The organism is Delftia sp. DS1230 (genome assembly GCF_040112715.1).
GTDB classification, from domain to species: domain Bacteria; phylum Pseudomonadota; class Gammaproteobacteria; order Burkholderiales; family Burkholderiaceae_C; genus Comamonas; species Comamonas tsuruhatensis.
Window position 1 is genome coordinate 4124527 of record NZ_CP157763.1, and the last position, 19797, is coordinate 4144323.

Here is a 19797-nt window from a genome sequence, read left to right on the forward strand (position 1 = left end):
TTTGAAGCAGATGGCGTGCACGCTATGCGGCCAGCCCGGCCTTCTTTGCCGCAGGCCGTGGCAACAACGCCCGCAAAGCCCGCACCAGCGGCGAATCATCGGCACGCCGCCAGACGGCGACCGTCTCCACGGCCGTCCTTTCCCCCAGCAAGGGCCGGTAGACCACGCCTTCACGGTGCAGGGCCTGCACACAGGCGGGTACCAGCGCCACGCCCAAACCGCCAGAGACCAGGCTGACGATGGTGTGCATCTGCCGCGCCGCGAACAGCCGGGGGCTGAAGCCGTGGCGCATGCAGGTGGAGACGATGGCATCGAACATCAACGGCCCCTGGTGGCGCTCGAAGCCCAGGAAACGCTCCTGGGCCAGTTTCTCCAGCGCGATGCGCCGGTTGCGGGCCAGCGGGTGGGACTCGGGCAAGGCCACCACCAGCGGCTCGCTGCGCACCAGCACAGAGTCCAGTGACGCGGGCAGGTCCGGCGTGCGAAATACCAGGCCGATATCCAGCCGCCCGCTCTCGATGTCATGTGCAATCTGGTCGGTCGTGCCCTCCTGCAGCGATAGCCGGACCTGCGGATAGTCCTCGCCAAAGCGCCTCAGCGTTTCCGGCAGGAAGGAGTAGGCCGGCAGGCTGATGAACCCGATGGACATGGAGCCCATGAGCCCCTGCGAGGTCTCGCGTGCGCGGCGCCGCATGGTGTCGGCAGCGGCCAGCACGGCACGGGCGTCGCGCAACGCATCCTCCCCGGCTTTCGTAAGCACGATGCGCCGCGACGTGCGCTCCAGCAGCGTCACGCCCAGCTCCTCCTCCAGCTCCTTGATGGCCAGGCTCACGGGGGGCTGGGTCAGGTGCAGGCGCTCGGCCGCACGACCGAAGTGCATCTCCTCGACCACGGCCACGAAGCACCGCAGATGTCGCATGTCCATTCATAGCCTCCGCAAATCGATCCATATGAATTGCAAATTTCCTTGCATTGAACCAGATCCCTAGACTGCGCTGCAGGCCTGTACGCACCATCCCGCGCCCAGGACAACACAAGCTGAATACAAAGCAGCAGCAGGAGACAAACATGCCAGAGCGCCTCGCGGGCCTGCCCAGGCCACGCACCCTCATACATCCCGGCCCCTGCAGCGCCGTGCGACTGGATCACCGACAAGCGCCCGCTGCGCGCCACATGCGGCTGGCCCTGGCGCCCGGGCTGACGCTGTTCGACGCCATCGTCGGCGCACTGTCATCGGCCAGCGTCGAGAGTGCCTCGCTGACCTTGCTGGAAGGCGATCTCGAAGACCTGGATTTCTGCGTGGCGCCACCCGATCGCAGCGGCCATGTCGTGGCCACCTACGGCCAGCCCGCGACACTGCAGTCCGCCAGGCTGCTGTTCGGCAACGCCACGCTGGGCTGCGCCGAAACAGGGCATCCGGCTGTGCACTGCCATGCCGTCTTCTCCAGCGCACAGGGCCACCTGCTCGGCGGCCATGTGCTCACGCAGCGCTGCCGCATCGTCAATGCGCCCGTCAGCGCCCTGGCGACCTCGCTGGACGGGTTCGGACTGCGCATCGCCTACGACCCTGAAACGCGCATGTCCCTGATGCGTCCGGCCGCCGCGCAGGTCTGCCATGGCTGAGGCCCGCATGGTCGAGTCAGGCCGCATGGGCCGCGTCGCCTACGCACGCATTGCCCCCAACGAAGATCTGGTGCTGAGCGTGGAAAAGCTCTGCGCGCTGCAGGGCTTTCGCAATGCCTTCGTGCGCGGCGCCCTGGGCAGCCTGGTCGATGCCTGCCTGGCGCGCGCCGACGGCGGTTGCCTGTTGCTGCGCGGGCCGGCCATCGAGGTGGTCAGCCTCGCCGGCGAGGTACGCTGCCAGGACGACGGCTCGCTGCGTGCCTGCCTGAGCGGCGTGGTCGCCGACACCACCGGCCAGGTGCATGGCGGCCCCTTCGTGGCCGGAGCCAACCCCGTCTGCATCACCTTCGAGCTGACCCTCGAAGAGTGGCTTCCCCAAACCCCTTCTGCCTTGACCCCGGATCCAGGAGCCTGTCCATGAACCAACGAGATTCCCATCCATCCCCCGCACGCGTCGCCGTGGTCACCGGAGGGGCGCGCGGCATAGGCCGGTCCATCGGCGAATGGTTTCTACAGCGGGGCTGGCGCGTAGCGCTGCTGGACATCGACAGTGAAACGCTGGAGCGCACGGCGCTGGACATGGACTGCCCGGCCCGGCTGCTGTGCCAGCATTGCGACGTCTCGAACCCGCAGCAGGTGGACGAGGCCGCCACCGCCGTCATGGCGCGCTGGGGCCGCGTGGATGCGCTGGTCAACAACGCCGGCGTGGCGGTCTTCAAGCCCGTGCTGGAGACATCGTTCGAGGAATGGCGCACGGTCATGGCCACCAACCTCGACGGCGCCTTTCTCTGCACGCAGGCCTTCGGTGCCCGGATGGCTCGCAACGAAGGCCACGGCGGCAGCGGCGGAGCCATCGTCAACATCGCCTCCATCTCGGGCCTGCGGGCCAGCACGCTGCGCGTGGCCTATGGCACGAGCAAGGCCGCCCTCATCCACATGACGCGCCAGCATGCGGTGGAACTGGGCAATCTGGGCGTGCGCGTCAACGTGATCGCGCCAGGGCCGGTGGAGACCGAGATGGCCAAGCTCGTGCACAGCGTCGCCATACGCTCCGACTACCACGACGCCATCCCGCTGGGCCGCTACGGCACACCACAGGAAATGGCAGAGGCCGTGGGCTTTCTTTGCAGCGATACGGCCAGCTTCATCAACGGCCAGGTGCTGGCCGTCGACGGCGGCTTCGATGCCGCAGGCGTGGGTCTGCCCACGCTGCGCCGCCGGCTGGCCGAGGCACCGGCAACCGTGCAGTCCGCGCAGTCCTGAACACCGCCCGCACCACAGGAGCCACGCCATGAACCCACCCCGCATCATCGGCTGGGGCCACACGCCCTTCGGAAAGCATGCCGCAGCCGATGCCGAGCAACTGCTGCGTGACGCCATCGACCCGGCACTGCAAACCGCCGGCCTGGAGGCCCGGGACATCGACGGCATCTTCGTCGGCCACTTCAATGGCGGCCTTCTGCCCCAGGATTTCAGTGCCAGCCTGGTGGCCCTGGCCGTGCCTGAACTGCGCCATGTGCCCGCCACGCGCAGCGAGAACGCCTGCGCCACCGGCTCGGCTGCCATCTGGGCTGCGCTCGACGCCGTGCAGTCCGGCCGCATACGTTGCGCGCTGGTGGTGGGCTTCGAGATCATGAACGCCCAGCCTGGGCAGAAAATTGCCGAGATCCTGCTGCGCTGCTCCTACGTGAAGGAGGAAGCTGCCACACCGGCGGGCTTCGCAGGCGTGTTCGGGCAGATCGCCACCCGCTATTTCGAACGCTTCGGCGACCAGAGCGATGCACTGGCAGCCATCGCGGCCAAGAACCATGCCAACGGCGTGCACAACCCCTTCGCCCACATGCGGCGTGACCTGGGCCTGGACTTCTGCCGCCACGCCTCGGACAGGAACCCCTTCGTCGCAGGCCCGCTCAAGCGCTCGGACTGCTCGCTGGTCTCCGACGGCGCGGCCGCCCTGGTCATCTCGCGCCAGGCCTGCGGCAATGCCAGCGTGGCGCCCGTGCGCTGGCGCTCGCGCACCCAGGTCAACGACCTCCTGCCCCTGTCGCGGCGGGACCCCACGCGCTTCGAAGGCGCCGCCCTGGCGTGGCAGCGCGGGCTGGCCGACGCAGGCGCCACGCTGGCCGACCTGGGCTTCGTGGAAACACATGACTGCTTCACCATGGCCGAACTGCTGGAATACGAGGCCATGGGCTTGGCGCCACATGGCCAAGGCGCGCGCGCCATCCTCGACGGCAGCACATGCCGCGACGGGCGGCTGCCCGTCAACCCGTCGGGAGGACTCAAGTCGCGCGGCCATCCCATAGGCGCGACAGGCGTTTCCCAGCATGTGATGGCGGCCATGCAGCTGTCAGGCTCGGCCGGGGCCATGCAACTGCCCGCGCCCCGGCTGGGCGCCGTCTTCAACATGGGTGGTGCGGCCGTGGCCAACTACCTGAGCGTGCTGGAGGCCGCATGAACAGGCTTGCACCTGCGGACATCGCGGCAGTCCCCGCGCCCCAGGCAGCCAACCTGTCGCTGCTGCTGTCGCAGACGGCCGCCCTGTTTCCCGACAGGCCCGGCCTGATCCAGGGCGACCGCCGCTGGACCTGGGCGCAGATCGATGCGCGCGTCAATGCGCTGGTCCAAGGCCTGCGCGCGCTGGGCATGCAGGCCGGTGACCGCCTGCTGGTGCAGTCTCGCAACGGCATTGCCCTGTTTGAAAGCTGCTGGGCCGCCTTCCGGCTCGGCGCCGTCTGGGTGCCGGTCAACTTCCGGCTTACACCATCCGAAGTGGCTTGGCTGGGCCACGCCAGCGGCGCCACCGCCATGCTGGCCGAAGAGGGCTTCGCAGGCCATGTGGACGCCGTGCGCGCCGCCTCGCCACGGCTGCGGCCTGTGATCACCATCGGCCGGCCTCGCGAAAGCCAGGGCGAGCAGGACTACGAGCAATTGCTGCATGACAACGCAGGCGCTCCCGCATCTACAGCCCATGTGCATGCCGATACGCCGCTGTGGTTCTTCTACACCTCCGGCACCACAGGCCGGCCCAAGGCCGCGATGCTCACCCATGGACAGATGGCCTTCGTGGTGACCAACCACCTTGCCGACCTGATCCCGGGCACGGACGAGCGCGACTGCTCCATTGCCGTGGCACCGCTGTCGCACGGCGCAGGCATACATGCCCTGCTCAACGTGGCGCGCGGTGCGGCCACAGTGCTGCCCACCGCCGACCGGCTGGACCCTGCCGAGGTCTGGGAGCTGGTGCAGCGGCACCGGGTCACCAATCTCTTCACCGTGCCCACCATCGTCAAGCTGCTGGTGGAAGACCCCGCGGTGGACCGCTTCGACCACGGATCGCTGCGCTACGTGGTCTATGCGGGCGCGCCCATGTACCACGCCGACCAGCAGCGCGCATTGCACAAGCTGGGCCCGGTGCTGGTGCAGTACTTCGGCCTGGGCGAGGTGACGGGCTGCATCACCGTGCTGACGCCCTCCATGCACGCACTGGACGACGGGCACAGCGACGGCAGCACCGGCACCGCCGACACATTGATCGGAACCTGCGGGCGCCCGCGCACGGGCATGGAGGTCGCCATCCTCGACCACCGGTTGCAGCCCGTTCCAACGGGCGCCATCGGCGAGATCTGCTGCCGCGGCCCCGCCGTCTTTGCGGGCTACCACGACAACCCCGAGGCCACGGCCCAGGCCTTTCGGGGCGGCTGGTTCCACACGGGCGATCTCGGGCGGCTGGACGAGCGGGGCCTGCTCTACATCACGGGGCGGGAATCGGACATGTACATCTCGGGCGGCTCCAACGTCTATCCGCGCGAAATCGAGGAGGCGCTGCTGACCCATCCCGCCGTGGCCGAGGTCGCCGTGCTCGGCATGCCCGACGCCACCTGGGGCGAGATCGGCGTGGCCGTGGTGGTCGCGCGGGAGGGTGCCGATGCCACCGCTGGAGACCTCACGGCCGAGGCGCTGCTGGCGCACCTGGAGGGCCGCTGCGCGCGCTACCGCTGGCCGCGCCAGTTCCACTTCTGGGACGCCCTGCCCCGCTCGGGCTACGGCAAGGTGGTCAAGAAGGACATACGCGAACGCCTGCTGCAGAACATGACGCAGGGAAAGGAGCAGGCCGCCCCGACCCCGTGATGCGCCCCCCGCGCGCAGCTTGCGCCCGAACGACACAAAGACAACACTCAGGAGACAAGCCATGACCCTTTCCCGACGCCACGTGCTGCACGGTGCCGCAGCCTGCGCCCTTCCACTGGCCCTTTCACAGCGCAGCGCCTTCGCCAGCAAGGCCGAATTCCGCTACAAGTACGCCAACAACCTGCCCGCCACGCACCCCATGAACATCCGGGCCCTGCAGATGTCGCAGGCCATCCTGGCCGAGACCGGTGGACGGGTGGACATCCAGGTCTTCTCCAATGGGCAGCTCGGCTCGGACACCGATGTGCTGGGCCAGTTGCGCTCGGGCGGCGTGGAGTTCTTCACGCTGTCGGGCCTGATCCTGTCCACCCTGGTGCCGGCAGCCTCCATCAGCGGCGTGGGCTTTGCATTCGACGGCTATGACAGTGTCTGGAAGGCCATGGACGGCGAGCTGGGCGCCCATATCCGCGCACGCATCGCCCAGGCCAACCTGGTGGCCATGGAGCGCATCTGGGACAACGGTTTCCGGCAGATCACCTCCTCCACGCGCCCCATCGCGGGTCCCGCCGACCTGCAGGGCTTCAAGATCCGCGTGCCCGTCTCTCCGCTGTGGACCTCGATGTTCAAGGCGCTGGACAGCGCGCCCGCGTCCATCAACTTTGCCGAGGTCTATTCCTCGCTGCAGACGAAGATCGTGGACGGGCAGGAGAACCCGCTGGCCATCATCTCCACGGCCAAGCTCTACGAGGTGCAGAAGTACTGCTCGCTCACCAACCACATGTGGGACGGTTTCTGGTTCCTGGCCAACCGCCGCGCCTGGGAAAGACTGCCCCCAGACCTGCGCGACATCGTGGCGCGACACATCAATGCCGCAGGCCTGCGCGAACGCGACGATGTCGCCGAGCTCAACGCCGGCCTGCAAAAGGAGCTGGCCGCCAAGGGCCTGGCCTTCAACACTGCCGACACCGCCGCCTTCCGTGAGCGGTTGCGCAAGGCCGGCTTCTACGCCGAATGGAAGCGCAAGCACGGTGACCAGGCCTGGGCCATCCTCGAGCGCAGCGTCGGGGCGCTGGCATGACTGCGCCCCAGGACAAGCCCGCCCATACCCCGCACGATGCCTGGACCGCGTGGGACCGCATCGACCGCTGGATGGGCGCGGCCGTGGCTTGCGCGGCGGGCCTGCTGGTGCTGGCTGATATCGGCGTGCTGTTTGCGGGAGTGGTGGCACGCTTTGTCTTCCACCAGCCACTGGTCTGGGCGGATGAACTGGCCTCCATGCTCTTCATCTGGCTGGCCATGCTGGGTGCCGTGATCGCACTGCGGCGCGCCGAGCACATGCGCATGACGGCCCTGCTCTCACGCCTGTCGCCTGCGCGCCGGGCCCTGTTCGATGCCATCGGCACCTGTGCCACGCTGGCCTTTCTCGCCCTGGTGGCCTGGCCCGCCTGGGAATGGGCAGCGGACGAGCGCTTCATCACCACGCCCGCGCTGGAAATCTCCAACATCTGGCGCGCTGCGGCACTGCCCGCCGGCATCGTGCTGATGGGTGTTTTCTCGGTGCTGCGCCTGGTGCGCAGCGGCGAAAAGGCGGCGGCCTGGAAGGCACTGGCCGTGGTGGCCGCCATCATGGCGGCGTTCGTGCTGGCAAACGGCATCTTCGGCCTCTTCGAGGACCTGGGGCGCCTGAACCTGCTGGTCTTCTTCGTCGGCGTGGTCGCGGCCTGCGTGTTCGGCGGCGTGCCCATTGCCTTTGCCTTCGGCCTGGGCACGCTCGGCTATCTGGCCCTGGCCACGGACACCGCCCTGCCCGTGATCGTCGGGCGCATGGACGAAGGCATGTCCCACCTCATCCTGCTGGCCGTTCCGCTGTTCGTCTTCCTGGGGCTGCTGATCGAGATGACGGGCATGGCGCGCGCCATGGTGGCTTTTCTCGCGGGCCTGCTCGGCCATGTGCGCGGCGGCCTGTCCTATGTGCTTGTGGGGGCCATGTACCTGGTCTCGGGCATCTCGGGCTCCAAGGCGGCCGACATGGCGGCCGTGGCTCCGGCACTGTTCCCCGAAATGCGCAAGCGCGGCGCGGACGAAGGCGATCTGGTGGCCCTGCTGTCAGCCACGGGCGCGCAGACGGAAACCGTGCCGCCCAGCCTGGTGCTGATCACCATCGGCTCGGTCACGGGCGTGTCCATTGCAGCGCTGTTCACGGGCGGACTGCTGCCGGCGCTGGCCCTGGGCCTGTCGCTGTGTGTGGTCGTCTGGTGGCGCTCGCGCCATGACCAGCCGCCGCAGACACAGCGCCAGCCCTGGTCGCAGATCGCGCGGCTAGGCTTCATCGCCCTGCCGGCACTGGCGCTGCCCTTCGTGATCCGCGCGGCCGTGGTCGAGGGCGTGGCCACGGCCACCGAAGTCTCGACCCTGGGCATTGCCTACGCGGCCATTGCGGGTCTGCTGATCTACCGCCAGTTCGACTGGCGCCGCCTGGGGCCCATGCTCGTGGCCACGGCATCGCTGTCGGGCGCCATCCTGCTCATCATCGGCACTGCCACGGCCATGGCCTGGGGCCTGACCCAATCGGGCTTCTCGCGCTCGCTGGCGGAGGCGATGGCCGCCCTGCCCGGCGGGGCACCCGCGTTTCTCGCGGTCTCGCTACTGATCTTCGTCATCCTCGGATCGGTGTTGGAAGGCATACCCGCCATCGTGCTGTTCGGCCCGCTGCTGTTTCCCATCGCACGCGACCTGGGCATCCATGAAGTGCACTACGCCATCGTCGTCGTGCTCGCCATGGGCCTGGGCCTGTTCGCCCCACCACTGGGCGTGGGCTACTACGCAGCCTGCGCCATAGGCCAGATCCACCCGGACAAGGGCTTGCGGCCCATCGTGGGCTACCTGCTGGCGCTGTTGCTGGGTACGGTGGCGGTGGCGGCCGTGCCCTGGCTGTCGATCGGATTTCTGTAGAGGCGCGGCCGCCTGCGTTCAGGAATACTCCAGATCGCTGTGCTTGCTGGTCACCAGCCGGCCGGCCGACAGCGACATCATCAGCAGCGCAATCGCCTCATGCATGATCAGCGTGTGCGTGTTGCCGGTCTCCACCATCTTGCTGCGCAACGACTCGCGCACCTGGGGGGAGCCGGTCACGTCGATGATGATGTCCACCGCTGCATCCACCAGATCCATGAACCGTGTGGTGACCGGCACGCCACGCGCGCGTGCCAGCACGATGCCGGGCTGGTCCAGGTCCAGGTCGGCCACCCCGAGCAACTGCACGAAGGGCGCGTCCAGCAACTGCTGCAGCAAGGGAGTGCCGGTCTGCCCCGCACCAATGACCACGATCCGGAAGGCTTGCATGGGTTGAATCCTTTTCCATATGGGAAGTACGGCGCCATCATAGAAATGCCTTGCCGGTGCGCGCCGGTCCGGGGCGGGTGGAATGGGTTTGTATGACCCAGGTCAAATCCGGTGGACAGGGGCGTGGTGGCGGGCCAGGTCTCTGCGGTCGAGGTTCGATACCGGCTGCCTGCAGCACGGACCACACCACAGGCTGCTGACGCGGGAGCCTGCATTCGCCCACAAAAAAACCCGCCGGCTTCGTGGCCCGGCGGGTTTTCTCAGGTGAACAACAGCGCTGTTATTGCCTTACAGGAACCTGCTCCGTGTACTCGCGCAGCACGCCGCCGCCTTCGACGGAGCCGCTGACCTGGCCGTCCTTGACGCGCTCCACGCAGGAGCGGCGGTCGCCTTCGTTCTTGAAGACATCGCAGCGGGCCACGGCATTGCGCTGGAAGTTGTCGCCCGACTGGACGCCGCCTCGGCGCGATTGCTCCTGGACGGCGGCGGCTTCGTGCTGGGCAGGGTCGCGGCGGTCATAGCCGCGCTTGGCGGGCCCCTTGTGCTCGGCGTGCTTCTTGTGGTGGTGATGGGGCTTGGCCTTTTCCGCAGCGGGGGGCGGTGGCGGCGTGCCATCAGGCCCGGGGCCGGGCTGGGCGGTGGCCAGGCCGGCCATGCCCAGGACGGCAGCGCCAATACACAGCTGCAGGGGACGGATCCATGGATTCTTCATAGCTTCACTCCATTCCTCGTGAAAAAGTCAAGGCCCAAGCATGCGTGTTTTCCAGCTCCCCATTTATCGGTACAGCACGGCTGCGCATGCAGTCCATGGCCTACATGTTGCCGCGCAACGCGCAAGCGGTGGCCGACCTGGGTCAAGCCTGGGTGGCAAACCAGCGCTGAACGCCGTCGGCCATGCGCGCGAAGACGCTGTCCAGCGTGGGTACCTCGGCACCCCACAGGGCGCGCAGCACGTCCGCGTTCTCGAACAGGCCGTGCCAATAGCAGCCGGCGATGCGGCCGTCAGGGCTGTGCCACAGCAGGCCCGGCACAGGCTCGGCCACGGCGCTGCCGGCAGCCACCATGTCGGGGCGCACGCTGGTCTGGCCATGGTGGATTTCATAGACCCGGGCCTGCACGCCGGACAGCGCCGCCAAAGCCCCTGGCAGCGGCGGCAGCTGCACGCTGGCGGGCAGCACGGTCTTGTCGGGCGCGAACAGGGTCGTCAGCGGCAGCAGGCCCAGGCCGGCTGCGTTGCCGTCCACGCCGTGCAGGTCGATCAGCGCCTCGCCCAGCATTTGCAGGCCGCCGCAGATGCCCAGCACCTGCCGGCCTGCCGCCGCATGGGCGGCGACGGCAGCATCCAGGCCCTGGGACCGCATCCAGGCCAGATCGGCAGCCGTGGCCTTGGAGCCCGGCAGGATGATCCAGTCCGCGCCGGCCAGCTGGGCCGGCGTGCGCGCCCAGACCACGCGCAGGCCCGGCACCTGCAGCAGGGGCTGGAATTCGTCGAGGTTGCTGATGCGCGGGTAGGCGACGATGGCGATGGTGGTGTGCACGGCGCGTCCCACGCCTCCTCCAGAGCCACGGTCGTCAAAGACGCCATCCTCCTCCGGCAGGCCATGCCGGAACTGCATGGGGATGGTGGCCACGGTGGGCACGCCGGTGCGCTCCTGCAGCATCTGCGGGGCGGGCGCCAACAGGCTGGCGTCGCCCCGGAATTTGTTGAGCACGAAGCCGCGGATCAGCGCCTGCTCGTCAGGCGGCAGCAGCGCCCAGGTGCCGTAGAGGTGGGCAAAGGCGCCGCCCCGGTCGATGTCGGACACCAGCAGGCAATGCGCGCCGCAGTGGCGCGCCACGCGCATGTTGACCACGTCGCTGGCATGCAGGTTGATCTCGGCCGGCGAGCCTGCGCCCTCGATGACGACCACGTCGTTGTCGGCACGCAGGCTGTCCAGCGCCTCGGCGATCTGCGGCCACACGCGGGCGCTGCGGCCGCGCCAGGGCAAGGCCGAGAGTTCCTCGCTGACCCGGCCCAGCAGCACGACCTGGCTGCGCATGTCGGCCTCGGGCTTGAGCAGCAGCGGGTTCATGCGCACATCGGGCGCGCAGCCTGCGGCCAGGGCCTGCAGGTACTGTGCCGTGCCGATCTCGCCCCAGGCACTGCCCGGCGCGCAGACCACGCGCGCGTTGTTGCTCATGTTCTGCGCCTTGAAGGGCGCCACCTTGTAGCCCTGGGCGCGGTACCAGGCGCACAGCGCGGTGGCCACCCAGCTCTTGCCGGCACCGCTGCTGGTGCCCAGCACCATCACGCACAGCGCGGGGCGCTGGCCGGGCTCGGGCAAGGGCAGGTTCACGGCGGCGGGTTCACTCGATTGCATGGTGTTTCTCCATTGGCTGCCAGGCAGCCAGCAAGGCGTTCTGGGATGCAGGCGCCAGCACGCCCATGCGCACGCAGCCGGGCAAGCCGAAGCTGTCGCAGTCGCGCAGCTTGATGCCCTGCGCGCGCAGTTGGGCCAGACGCGTCTGCATGGCGTCGCCCTGCCGTGCCTGCGGCCAGCGCGCCACAAAGTAATTGGCCTGCGAGCCGGGCAGCACCTGCCAGCCCAGGCGCTGCACCAGATCGATCTGTTGCGCCTTCCAATCGCGCAGCCGTTGCAGGCTTTGCGCCAGCCATTGCCGGGTGGCCGGAGCGGTCCAGGCCGTGAGCATGGCCTCGCCATGGGCGCCCACGGGCCAGGAGGGTGACAGGGCACGCAAGGCATCGATCTCGTCGTGCGGCACGGCTTCGGGCGCAATGGCGTAGGCCGCGCGCACGCCGGTCATGCCAAGGGCCTTGTTGGGAGTCCACATCTGCCAGGCATCGCGCACCGGGAAGGGCACGGCGGGTTCCATGCCCGGCTCCAGTCTGAGGGGCGCATAGGCGCAGTCGATCACGCGCCAGGTGCCGGGCGGTGCGGGCTCGGTCCACAGGGGCCAGACGTCTTCGGGCTGACCCAGGGGGCTCGATGGTGCGCAGGCCCAGTGCAGGCCGGGGCCGGCTTCGGTGATACCGTCGCGCGCGGCCTGGCGCAGGCGCCAGACCTGCGCCGCGTGGGCGTAGTCGCCATAGTGGTGTGCCGGCAGGCTGGCGACGGCCGCGCCCTCTCGCACCGCATGCATGGTGATTCGGTGGATGAAGTCGCTGGCACTGGCCGCGATGACGATGCGCTCGGCCGGCACACCATGAAAATCCGCCAGCCGTGTGCGCAACGCCGTGTAGTGCGGGTCCGGGTACTGGGCTGCATGTGCCTGGGACAGCGCATCCAGCGCCTGCGGGCAAGGTCCGCAGGCATTGCGGTTGGTGGAGAAATCGTGCGCGGGCACGCCCAGCGCATCCGTGCCGCCGTGGGTGACTGGGATCGGTTTCATGGTGTCTTTCCTGCCATCGCCCATGCAATGACCAGGGCGGCGGCCAGCCCTGCAGCCACCAGCATGGCGACCACGCGGCCCGCATGCGCCACGGCCTGCTGCAGCTCGGCCGCCTGCGGCACGCAGCCTGCGGGGTTGAGCACGTAGACGCCGGGCTTGCCCAGGCGCACACCCAGCAGCCTTGCCATGGCGCCCATGGGCCAGCCGCCGTTGGGCGACGGGGTGATGCGCGCGTCCTGGCGCAGCGCACCCCAGCCCGGACGTCGGCCAGCGGCCAGGCCGGACAAGGCCAGCAGCAAGGCGGTCAGGCGCGCCGGTATCCAGTTGAGCAGGTCATCGGCACGCGCCGTCCATTTGCCGGCCCATTGCCAGTGGCGCCGGTCATCGCCATGCCCGCGCCAGCCCGGATAGCCCCACATGGCATCGGCCGTGTTGGCAAAACGGTAGAGGGCCGCGCCCGGCAGGCCGGCCACGGCAAACCAGAACAGCGGCGCCAGCACGGAGTCGCTGAGGTTCTCGGCCAGGGTTTCGATGGCGCTTTCGCGCACCTGGCCTGCGTCGAGCTGCGCCGTGTCCCGGCTGACCAGCCAGGTCAGGCGCTCGCGGCCTGCAGGCAGGGATTGCTGCAGTGCGGCTTCCACGGCCAGCACCTCGTCGCGCAGCATGCGCCAGGACAGCAAGGGCTTGAGCAGCACCCCCAGCACCAGCGCCCCCAGCCACCAGGGCATGGGCGGCAGCAGCCACTGGATGAACGCGTAGATGGCGAAGAACAGCAGCGCCAGCAGACACCAGGCGACTGCGCCCAGCGCAAAGCGTGGCCAGTCGCGCACATGTTCTTCGCGTGGGGCAATTCTTCGTCCAACCGCAGCCAGCAGCCGGCCCATGGCGACCACGGGGTGCATCCACACGGGCGGCTCGCCCCAGAGCCGGTCGACCAGCAGGGCCACGGGAACGGCCAGAGCGGCGGCCAGGGCGTGGCGGGCCCAGGGGTCGGGCACAGGCTGCGACAGCGCCTGCCAGCTCCACCACAGCGGACTGAACGCGGCGCCCGACAGTTGCCAGAAATGGCTGTCGTTCATGCCTGCGGTGGCGCCCCGGCGGCGCGCTGGTCCCACAGGTCGTCGTAGAGCATGTCCTGCAGCGGCGCACGGCTGGCCCATTTCTGCTGCTGCAGCATGGGCTCTGCGTAATAGGCGGACACGGGGCCCAGGCACAGCACGGCCAGCGGCCGGCTGCCGACTGGCATTTGCAGCAGCGCGGCCAGCACCTCGGGATCGAACAGCGAGACCCAGCCCAGCCCCAGCCCCTCGGCACGCGCGGCCAGCCACAGGTTCTGGATGGCGCAGGCGGCCGAGGCCACATCCATCTCGGGCAGGGTGCGCCGGCCAAAGACATGGGCCTCGCGTCCTGGCGGCATGGCCACGACCAGCACCTCGGCCGCATCCAGCACGCCCTGGACCTTGAGCTGCATGAAGTCTTCCTCGCGCTCGCCCAGCGCACGCGCAGTCTGCAGGCGTTCCTGCTCGATCACGTCATGGATCTCCTGGCGCAATTGCGCATCGCGCACGCGGATGAAGCGCCAGGGCTGCATGAAGCCGACGCTGGGCGCATGGTGGGCCGCGCGCAGCAGGCGCAGCAGAACATCGGGCGCGACCTCGCCTCCGCAGAAATGGCGCATGTCGCGCCGCTCATGGATCGCGCGGTAGACGGCTGCCCGCTCGGCCTCGGCAAAGGGTTGGGCGGGAATGGTCTCTGGCGCCCGGGAATGCGTTTCGCTGCTCATGCCGCCATTGTCCGCCGCAGGCCGGGCCTGCGGGCGGCATCAGTCCTCAATACCACGCTGGGCGGGAATGCCGGCCTGGAAGGCGTGCTTGACCAGTTCCATGCGCGTGACCGTATCGGCCACGGCAATGATTTCCTCGGGGCAGCGCCGGCCCGTGAGCATGACGTGCACATGGCGCGGGCGGTCGGCCAGGGCCTGCAGCACGGGCTCCAGCGGCAGCCAGCCGTAGATCAGCGGATAGGTGATTTCGTCGAGCACGACCAGGAAGTGATCGCCCGAGAGAATGGCCGTGCGGGCGCGCTCCCAGCCTTCGCGTGCGATCTGGGCAGAGCGTTCATGGTCCTGGCTCTTCCAGCTGAAGCCGTCGCCCAGTCCCTCGATGGGCATGCCCAGCTGCTCGAACATGCGGTGCTCGCCAAAGCGCGCCGTGGGCACCTTCATGAACTGGAAGATCTTGACGGACTTGCCCCGGCCATGCGCGCGCAGGGCCAGGCCGAAGGCCGCCGTGCTCTTGCCCTTGCCGTCGCCGGTGTTCACCAGCACCAGGCCACGGCGTTCGCCTTCGGGCTTTTCATAGGGCTTTTCCGTCGGGGCCTGTTCAATCTGCATGGGTCTGTCGTCCTCAAAAGTTGCACACGCTGCGGCGGGCATGCGCCGCAGCGGAGCGCCACTTTAACCGAGGCGCACGCCCAGCCGGCGCTGCAGGGCACGCACGGCGCTGTCCACCGTGGTGAGCACGGGCAGGCCCGTGGCGGCCTCGCAGGCGGCGCGGGCACGCGCCATGCTGAACTGGGCCAGCGCAATGCGCGTGCAGCCGCGTGCGGCCAGGGCCCTGGCCTGCTCGACCACCAGGCGGTCATGCGTGGCGGTGTCGCCCCGGTTGAGCGCGTCCATGGCGCCATCGGCCAGGGCGGGCACGAGTTCGATGCCGGCCGGAAACTCCGGCGGCATGGACTGCAGCGTGGGCGCGAAGCTGGAGATCAAACCCAAGGCCCCCTGCTGGCCCTGCACGGCCTGCACCGCCTCTTCGATCATGGCCTCGTTGGGCTTGAGCACGGGCAGCGCCGCATGGCGCGCGGCCACGGCCTCGATGCAGGGGCCAAAGGCCGAGCAGGTGAACAAGATCCCCTGCGCGCCCGTGTCCACGGCGTACTGCGCCAGGCGCTGGAAACGCTCGTGCATGGCGGCGTCCAGCCCGCGCCCGTTGCGCGCCAGGTCGGCCGAGAGGCTGTCGTCCAGCAGGTTCATGCGTACCGCCTCGGGCCAGTCGCGCGCAAAGGCTTCGTTGATGGGAGCGACGGAATGGCTGAGGGCGTGGATGAGGGCGATGCGGGTCATGGATGCGTGCAATAAGTTCAGATGCCCTTGGACGAGGGATGGGCGAAGGCCTCGCGCGTCTCGGCGTTGAGCGGGTAGTTGATGTTCCTGGGCGGGATGGGCGACATGAACCAGCGGTTGTAGAGCTTTTCCATCTCGCCGGACTGCATCATGCCCGTTACTACGCGGTCCACGATGGCCTTGAAGCCGGCATCGTCCTTGCGCAGCATCAGCGCCTGGTTTTCGGTGCGCAGGCTTTCGCCCGTGATCAGGTAGTCCTGCGGGTTCTTGGCATTGGCGATCTGCCCGGCGAGCAGGATGTCGTCCAGCACGAAGGCCTGGGCACGGCCGCTCTCCACCAGCATGAAGGAGTCCGAATGGTCCTTGCCCGAGAGATTGGTGACGTCGAGGTTGCGGCCCCGGTCCGCCTCGCGCAGTAGGCGGAAGGACGTGGTGCCCGCCGTCGTCGCCACGGTCTTGCCCTGCAGGTCGGCGACGGAGCGCAGCCCCGAGTCCGCGCGCACCAGCATGCGCACGTTGTAGCGGAAGATATCCGGCGAGAAGGCCACCTGCTTTTGCCGCTCCACCAGGTTGGTGGTGGAGCCGCACTCCAGATCCACCGTGCCGTTGGCCACCAGCGGGATGCGGTTGGCCGAGGTCACGGCCTGATAGCGCACCTGCAGTGCGGGCAGCTTGAGCTGGGCCTTGACCTCGTCCACGATGCGCCGGCAGATGTCCATGCTGTAGCCCACGGGCTTGAGATCGCCATCCAGGTACGAAAAGCCGAACGAGGACTCGCGGTAGCCCAGCGTGATGGCCCCCGCCTGCTGGATCTTGGCGAGCGTGCCGCTGTCCTGGGCATGGCTGGCGGCCAGCGGCAGCAGCGCGGCGATCAGGGCGCTGGTCACGGCCAGGGCCGTGCGCTTCAGGGTCGGGCGGGATGGGGTCATGGGGACACTCCTGTGGCGGGGTTGGGGAAAACGTGGGGAAGCGTGGAAATGCGCGCGAGCGCAGGAACGGATCAGAGAACCTGGGCGAGTGCGGCCTCGATGGACTCGGCCAGGCGCGTGGCGATGGTCTGCAGCTGTTCCCGCGTGGCGATGAAGGGAGGCGCCAGCAGCACGTGGTCGCCTGCACGGCCATCGGCCGTGCCGCCGCCGGGGTAGCACAGCAGGCCGCGCTGCAGGGCTTCGGTCTTGATGCGGGCGTTGAGCTTCAGGCCCGCATCGAAGGGCGCCTTGCTGGCGCGGTCGGCCACCAGCTCCACGCCCCAGAAGAAGCCGCGCCCGCGAATGTCTCCAACGTGCTCGCCCACGCGGCGGTGGCTGCCCAGGGCCTGCGCCAGCATCTGCCCGAAGGCTTCGCCATCGGTACGCACCTTGTCCAGCAGTCCGTCGCGCCGTATCACGCGCTGCACGGCCAGCGCCGCCGCGCAGGCCACCGGGTGGCCCAGGTAGGTATGGCCGTGCTGGAAGAAGCCGCTGCCGCGCGACATGGCATCCACGATGCGCCCCTGCGCCAGCACCGCACCCACGGGCTGGTAGCCACCGCCCAGGCCCTTGGCCACGATGATCAGGTCGGGCACCACGCCTTCCTGCTCGCAGGCATGCAGGGTGCCCGTGCGGCCCATGCCGCACATCACCTCGTCCAGGATGAGGAGCACGCCGTGGCGGTCGCACACCTCGCGCACGGCCTTGAAGTAGCCGGGCACGGGCGTGAGCACGCCAGCAGTGGCGCCGCCCACGGTCTCGGCCACGAAGGCGATCACGCTGCGCGGGCCGTGGAGGCCAATGGCCGCATCCAGCTCGTCGGCCAGGCGCTGGCCGTATTGCTCTGAGGTTTCATCGTCGCGCTGGTCGCGGTAGGCATTGCAGGGCGAGACATGGGTAGCCGGCACCAGGATGGGCGCGAACGGCGCGCGCCGCCAGGCATTGCCGCCCACGGCCAGCGCACCCAGCGTGTTGCCGTGGTAGCTCTGGCGGCGCGCGATGAAGTGCGTGCGCTCGGGCTGGCCGATCTCCACGAAGTACTGGCGCGCCATCTTGAGCGCGGCCTCCACGGCCTCGGAGCCGCCGCTGACCAGGTAGGCGTGGCTGGTGCCTTCGGGCGCGCCGCGCACCAGTTCCTGCCCCAGTTCCTCGGCCACCGCAGTGGTGAAGAAGCTGGTGTGGGCATAGGCCAGCCGGTCGATCTGGTCATGCATGGCGGCGATCACGTCGGGATGCCCGTGGCCCAGCGAGGACACGGCCGCGCCGCCCGAGGCATCGATATAGCTGCGCCCCTGCGCGTCGCGTATCTCCAGGCCGCTGGCGGCGACGGCGACGGGGGGCGTGTGGTGCAGATGGCGATGGAACACATGGCTCATGGCAGTTCTTTCAAGGAACAAATGTTTCATCACATTATTTGACGGAACATTTGTTCCGTCAACAGAGATTCCAACAACAGCCGTTCCAAGCCGGCCCGCGCCTGGGCTACAGTCGGCGCAGCCAACACCGCCCTTTTCCCCTCCTCTCTCCTGAAAAACCATGTCCGTTCAAGACGACATCCGCCAGCGATTTGCCGAGTTGAGCCCGGCCCTGCAACAGGTGGCCCGCTTCGTGCTGGAGCATCCCAACGATGTGGTCACGGCCTCCATGCGCAGCGTGGGCACGCGCGCCGGCAGCCCGCCCGCCACGCTGGTGCGGTTTGCGCAGTGGCTGGGTTTTGACGGCTGGCCGCAGCTCAAGCAGGCCTTCGCGCAGGACATGGGACTGGGCAGCGACGAGGCGTACGGCCAGCGCGCCAAGGCCCTGGTGGGCCGCGCTGGCGACCATGATCTGGTGGGCGAGACCTTCGAGGTGCACCGCCGCAATCTGGAGTCCACCGAGCGGCGCCTGGGCGACGCCCTGCAGCAGGCCTGCGCACTGCTGGAAAAGGCCCGCAGCGTGCATGTGGCGGGCTTTCGCGCCAGCTACCCCGTGGCCTTTTCCTTCGTCTATGTGTACCGGCTGCTGCGCGCCAGCGTGCATCTGCTGGACGGCCAGGGCGGCACGCTGGAGATGCAGTGCCGCGCCATGGAGCGCGGCGACGCCTTGCTGGTAGTCGCCTTTGCGCCCTACTCGCGCGAGGCGTTGGCCGTGGCCCAGGCCGGCAGGGATGCGGGCTGCCGTATCGTTGCGCTGACCGACAGCCCCGCCTCGCCCCTGGCGCTGCTGGCCGACGCCACGCTGCTGTTTTCGCTGCACAGCCCGTCGTTCTTCCCCTCCATCACCTCGGCCGTGGCGCTGTCCGAGGCCCTGGTGGAACTGCTGGCCAGCCGCGCCGGCAAGGGCGTGGTGCAGCGCATCGACCAGGCCGAGGAGCAATTGTTTGCCAGCGGTGCGTATCTGGAGGCGCCGCGATCGAGGAAAACCGGTCGCGACTAGCCCAAGGCCGAAGCCGCCATTTGAGCCACAGCCATCGCAGCGCCAGGATCGTCGCCATCTTCCATGCTCCAGACGGCAGACAGCCCCGACCAGGCCAGCACCCATTGCAACAGGCGCCTGTGCTCAATGCCCGAGACTTCGGCAATGGTGGCCATGCGGCGCGCAAAGCGCCCCGGCGCCAGTGCGCTGGCGGGGTCGGGATTGCTCAGAATGTTGGCGTAGTCAAAGCCGCGCTCGCCGTGCAGGCCCTTGGGGTCGATGGCCAACCAGCCCAGGCGGCCGAAGTCCAGCACATTGCCGTGGTGAAGATCGCCATGCAGCACGGCCACGTCGCGCGGTGCGGCCAGCAGCTCACGCGCCGTGGTGGCGCACAGGCCGAGCAGGCTGGCGGGTTCATCGGTCTTCACCAGCAGTGCCTGGAACCATTGCGCCAGCGGCACCAAAGACGGCAAAGGCCGGGCGCTCGGCAGGTGCTGGTGCAAGTGCAGGCGCGCGGCGGCCGTGCACAGGATGCGCGTGGCCTCTTCATCGCGCGCGCCACGGGCCATCTCCACCAGCGATTCGGGTCCTGTGGCGCGCAGCATCAGCAGGGCCGGCCCTTCCTGGGCCAGCACAGGTGCAGCGCCGTCGCCATTCCACCAGGCCATCAAGCGAGCGCCGGCCATCTCTTCGGGCTTCAGCGCAATCTTGAGCATGGCGGGCGTGCCGCCCTGGCGCACGGGCAGCAACACACCGCGCGGCGTGGACAGGGGCTGGCCATCGATGGTCAGAGCCCAGCGGCTCAGATACGGCGCATGGAGAGACATT

General features: G+C 68.8%; 20 protein-coding genes. 8 read left to right on the forward strand and 12 right to left on the reverse strand.

What is annotated here, in order from left to right:
• Positions 1-22: 22 nt before the first annotated feature.
• Positions 23-925: a LysR family transcriptional regulator gene (locus tag AAN986_RS18570; RefSeq protein WP_047217647.1), complete on the reverse strand. Its 903-nt coding sequence runs from the start codon at positions 923-925 to the stop codon at positions 23-25.
• A 143-nt stretch (positions 926-1068) separates the two neighbouring features.
• Between AAN986_RS18570 and AAN986_RS18575 the strand changes: the two genes are divergently transcribed.
• The 7 genes from AAN986_RS18575 (at position 1069) to AAN986_RS18605 (ending at position 8706) form a co-directional block, all read left to right on the forward strand.
• Positions 1069-1623, forward strand: coding sequence for a DUF296 domain-containing protein (locus AAN986_RS18575; protein ID WP_047217646.1), 555 nt, complete (start codon positions 1069-1071; stop codon positions 1621-1623).
• A complete protein-coding gene (locus AAN986_RS18580; protein WP_017406556.1) occupies positions 1616-2044 on the forward strand; it encodes a PPC domain-containing DNA-binding protein in 429 nt (142 codons plus the stop codon). The genes AAN986_RS18575 and AAN986_RS18580 overlap by 8 nt, the downstream gene beginning before the upstream one ends.
• Complete coding sequence (locus tag AAN986_RS18585) at positions 2041-2886, forward strand: SDR family oxidoreductase (protein WP_047217645.1); 846 nt, start codon at positions 2041-2043, stop codon at positions 2884-2886. Before AAN986_RS18580 ends, AAN986_RS18585 begins: the two co-directional genes overlap by 4 nt.
• A 28-nt stretch (positions 2887-2914) precedes the next feature.
• Positions 2915-4081, forward strand: coding sequence for an acetyl-CoA acetyltransferase (locus AAN986_RS18590; RefSeq protein WP_017406558.1), 1167 nt, complete (start codon positions 2915-2917; stop codon positions 4079-4081).
• Complete coding sequence (locus AAN986_RS18595; protein ID WP_017406559.1) at positions 4078-5754, forward strand: acyl-CoA synthetase; 1677 nt, start codon at positions 4078-4080, stop codon at positions 5752-5754. The genes AAN986_RS18590 and AAN986_RS18595 overlap by 4 nt, the downstream gene beginning before the upstream one ends.
• 61 nt (positions 5755-5815) lie before the next feature.
• Positions 5816-6832 (forward strand): TRAP transporter substrate-binding protein, encoded by a 1017-nt coding sequence (locus AAN986_RS18600; protein WP_047217644.1) that lies wholly within the window; start codon positions 5816-5818, stop codon positions 6830-6832.
• Positions 6829-8706, forward strand: coding sequence for a TRAP transporter large permease subunit (locus AAN986_RS18605; protein WP_017406561.1), 1878 nt, complete (start codon positions 6829-6831; stop codon positions 8704-8706). Before AAN986_RS18600 ends, AAN986_RS18605 begins: the two co-directional genes overlap by 4 nt.
• A gap of 18 nt (positions 8707-8724) precedes the next feature.
• Here the strand turns inward: AAN986_RS18605 and AAN986_RS18610 are convergent, their stop codons facing one another.
• The 10 genes from AAN986_RS18610 to AAN986_RS18655 all read right to left on the reverse strand — a co-directional run bounded on the left by AAN986_RS18610 (position 8725) and on the right by AAN986_RS18655 (position 17951).
• Positions 8725-9096, reverse strand: coding sequence for an oxidoreductase (locus tag AAN986_RS18610; protein ID WP_047217643.1), 372 nt, complete (start codon positions 9094-9096; stop codon positions 8725-8727).
• A 280-nt stretch (positions 9097-9376) separates the two neighbouring features.
• Positions 9377-9808 carry a hypothetical protein gene (locus AAN986_RS18615; protein WP_016445226.1) on the reverse strand — a complete coding sequence of 144 codons (432 nt, stop codon included), beginning with the start codon at positions 9806-9808 and terminating at the stop codon, positions 9377-9379.
• Between the two features lie 142 nt (positions 9809-9950).
• Positions 9951-11456 carry a cobyric acid synthase gene (locus tag AAN986_RS18620; RefSeq protein WP_047217642.1) on the reverse strand — a complete coding sequence of 502 codons (1506 nt, stop codon included), beginning with the start codon at positions 11454-11456 and terminating at the stop codon, positions 9951-9953.
• Positions 11443-12486: an aminotransferase class I/II-fold pyridoxal phosphate-dependent enzyme gene (locus tag AAN986_RS18625; protein ID WP_047217641.1), complete on the reverse strand. Its 1044-nt coding sequence runs from the start codon at positions 12484-12486 to the stop codon at positions 11443-11445. Before AAN986_RS18625 ends, AAN986_RS18620 begins: the two co-directional genes overlap by 14 nt.
• Entirely contained in the window at positions 12483-13565 is a 1083-nt protein-coding gene (cbiB, locus tag AAN986_RS18630; RefSeq protein WP_047217677.1) for an adenosylcobinamide-phosphate synthase CbiB, read from the reverse strand. Before cbiB ends, AAN986_RS18625 begins: the two co-directional genes overlap by 4 nt.
• Positions 13562-14269, reverse strand: coding sequence for a 5,6-dimethylbenzimidazole synthase (gene bluB, locus AAN986_RS18635; protein WP_047217640.1), 708 nt, complete (start codon positions 14267-14269; stop codon positions 13562-13564). The genes cbiB and bluB overlap by 4 nt, the downstream gene beginning before the upstream one ends.
• Before the next feature lie 39 nt (positions 14270-14308).
• Entirely contained in the window at positions 14309-14878 is a 570-nt protein-coding gene (gene cobO, locus AAN986_RS18640) for a cob(I)yrinic acid a,c-diamide adenosyltransferase (RefSeq protein ID WP_013803210.1), read from the reverse strand.
• A gap of 63 nt (positions 14879-14941) precedes the next feature.
• Positions 14942-15607, reverse strand: coding sequence for an aspartate/glutamate racemase family protein (locus AAN986_RS18645; protein WP_047217639.1), 666 nt, complete (start codon positions 15605-15607; stop codon positions 14942-14944).
• 17 nt (positions 15608-15624) lie between these two features.
• The gene (locus tag AAN986_RS18650) at positions 15625-16536 is read right to left on the reverse strand and encodes an amino acid ABC transporter substrate-binding protein (RefSeq protein WP_047217638.1); all 912 of its coding nucleotides are present in this window, start codon (positions 16534-16536) and stop codon (positions 15625-15627) included.
• A gap of 71 nt (positions 16537-16607) precedes the next feature.
• Positions 16608-17951, reverse strand: a complete 1344-nt coding sequence (locus AAN986_RS18655; protein ID WP_047217637.1) for an aspartate aminotransferase family protein — start codon at positions 17949-17951, stop codon at positions 16608-16610.
• Positions 17952-18111: 160 nt separating this feature from the next.
• Here AAN986_RS18655 and AAN986_RS18660 point away from each other — a divergent pair, with 160 nt between their 5' ends.
• Positions 18112-18990, forward strand: coding sequence for a MurR/RpiR family transcriptional regulator (locus AAN986_RS18660; protein ID WP_047217636.1), 879 nt, complete (start codon positions 18112-18114; stop codon positions 18988-18990).
• Here AAN986_RS18660 and AAN986_RS18665 read toward each other — a convergent pair.
• Positions 18987-19796, reverse strand: coding sequence for an aminoglycoside phosphotransferase family protein (locus tag AAN986_RS18665; protein ID WP_047217635.1), 810 nt, complete (start codon positions 19794-19796; stop codon positions 18987-18989). The two genes, AAN986_RS18660 and AAN986_RS18665, sit on opposite strands and share 4 nt — an antisense overlap.
• Between the last annotated feature and the right edge of the window lies 1 nt (position 19797).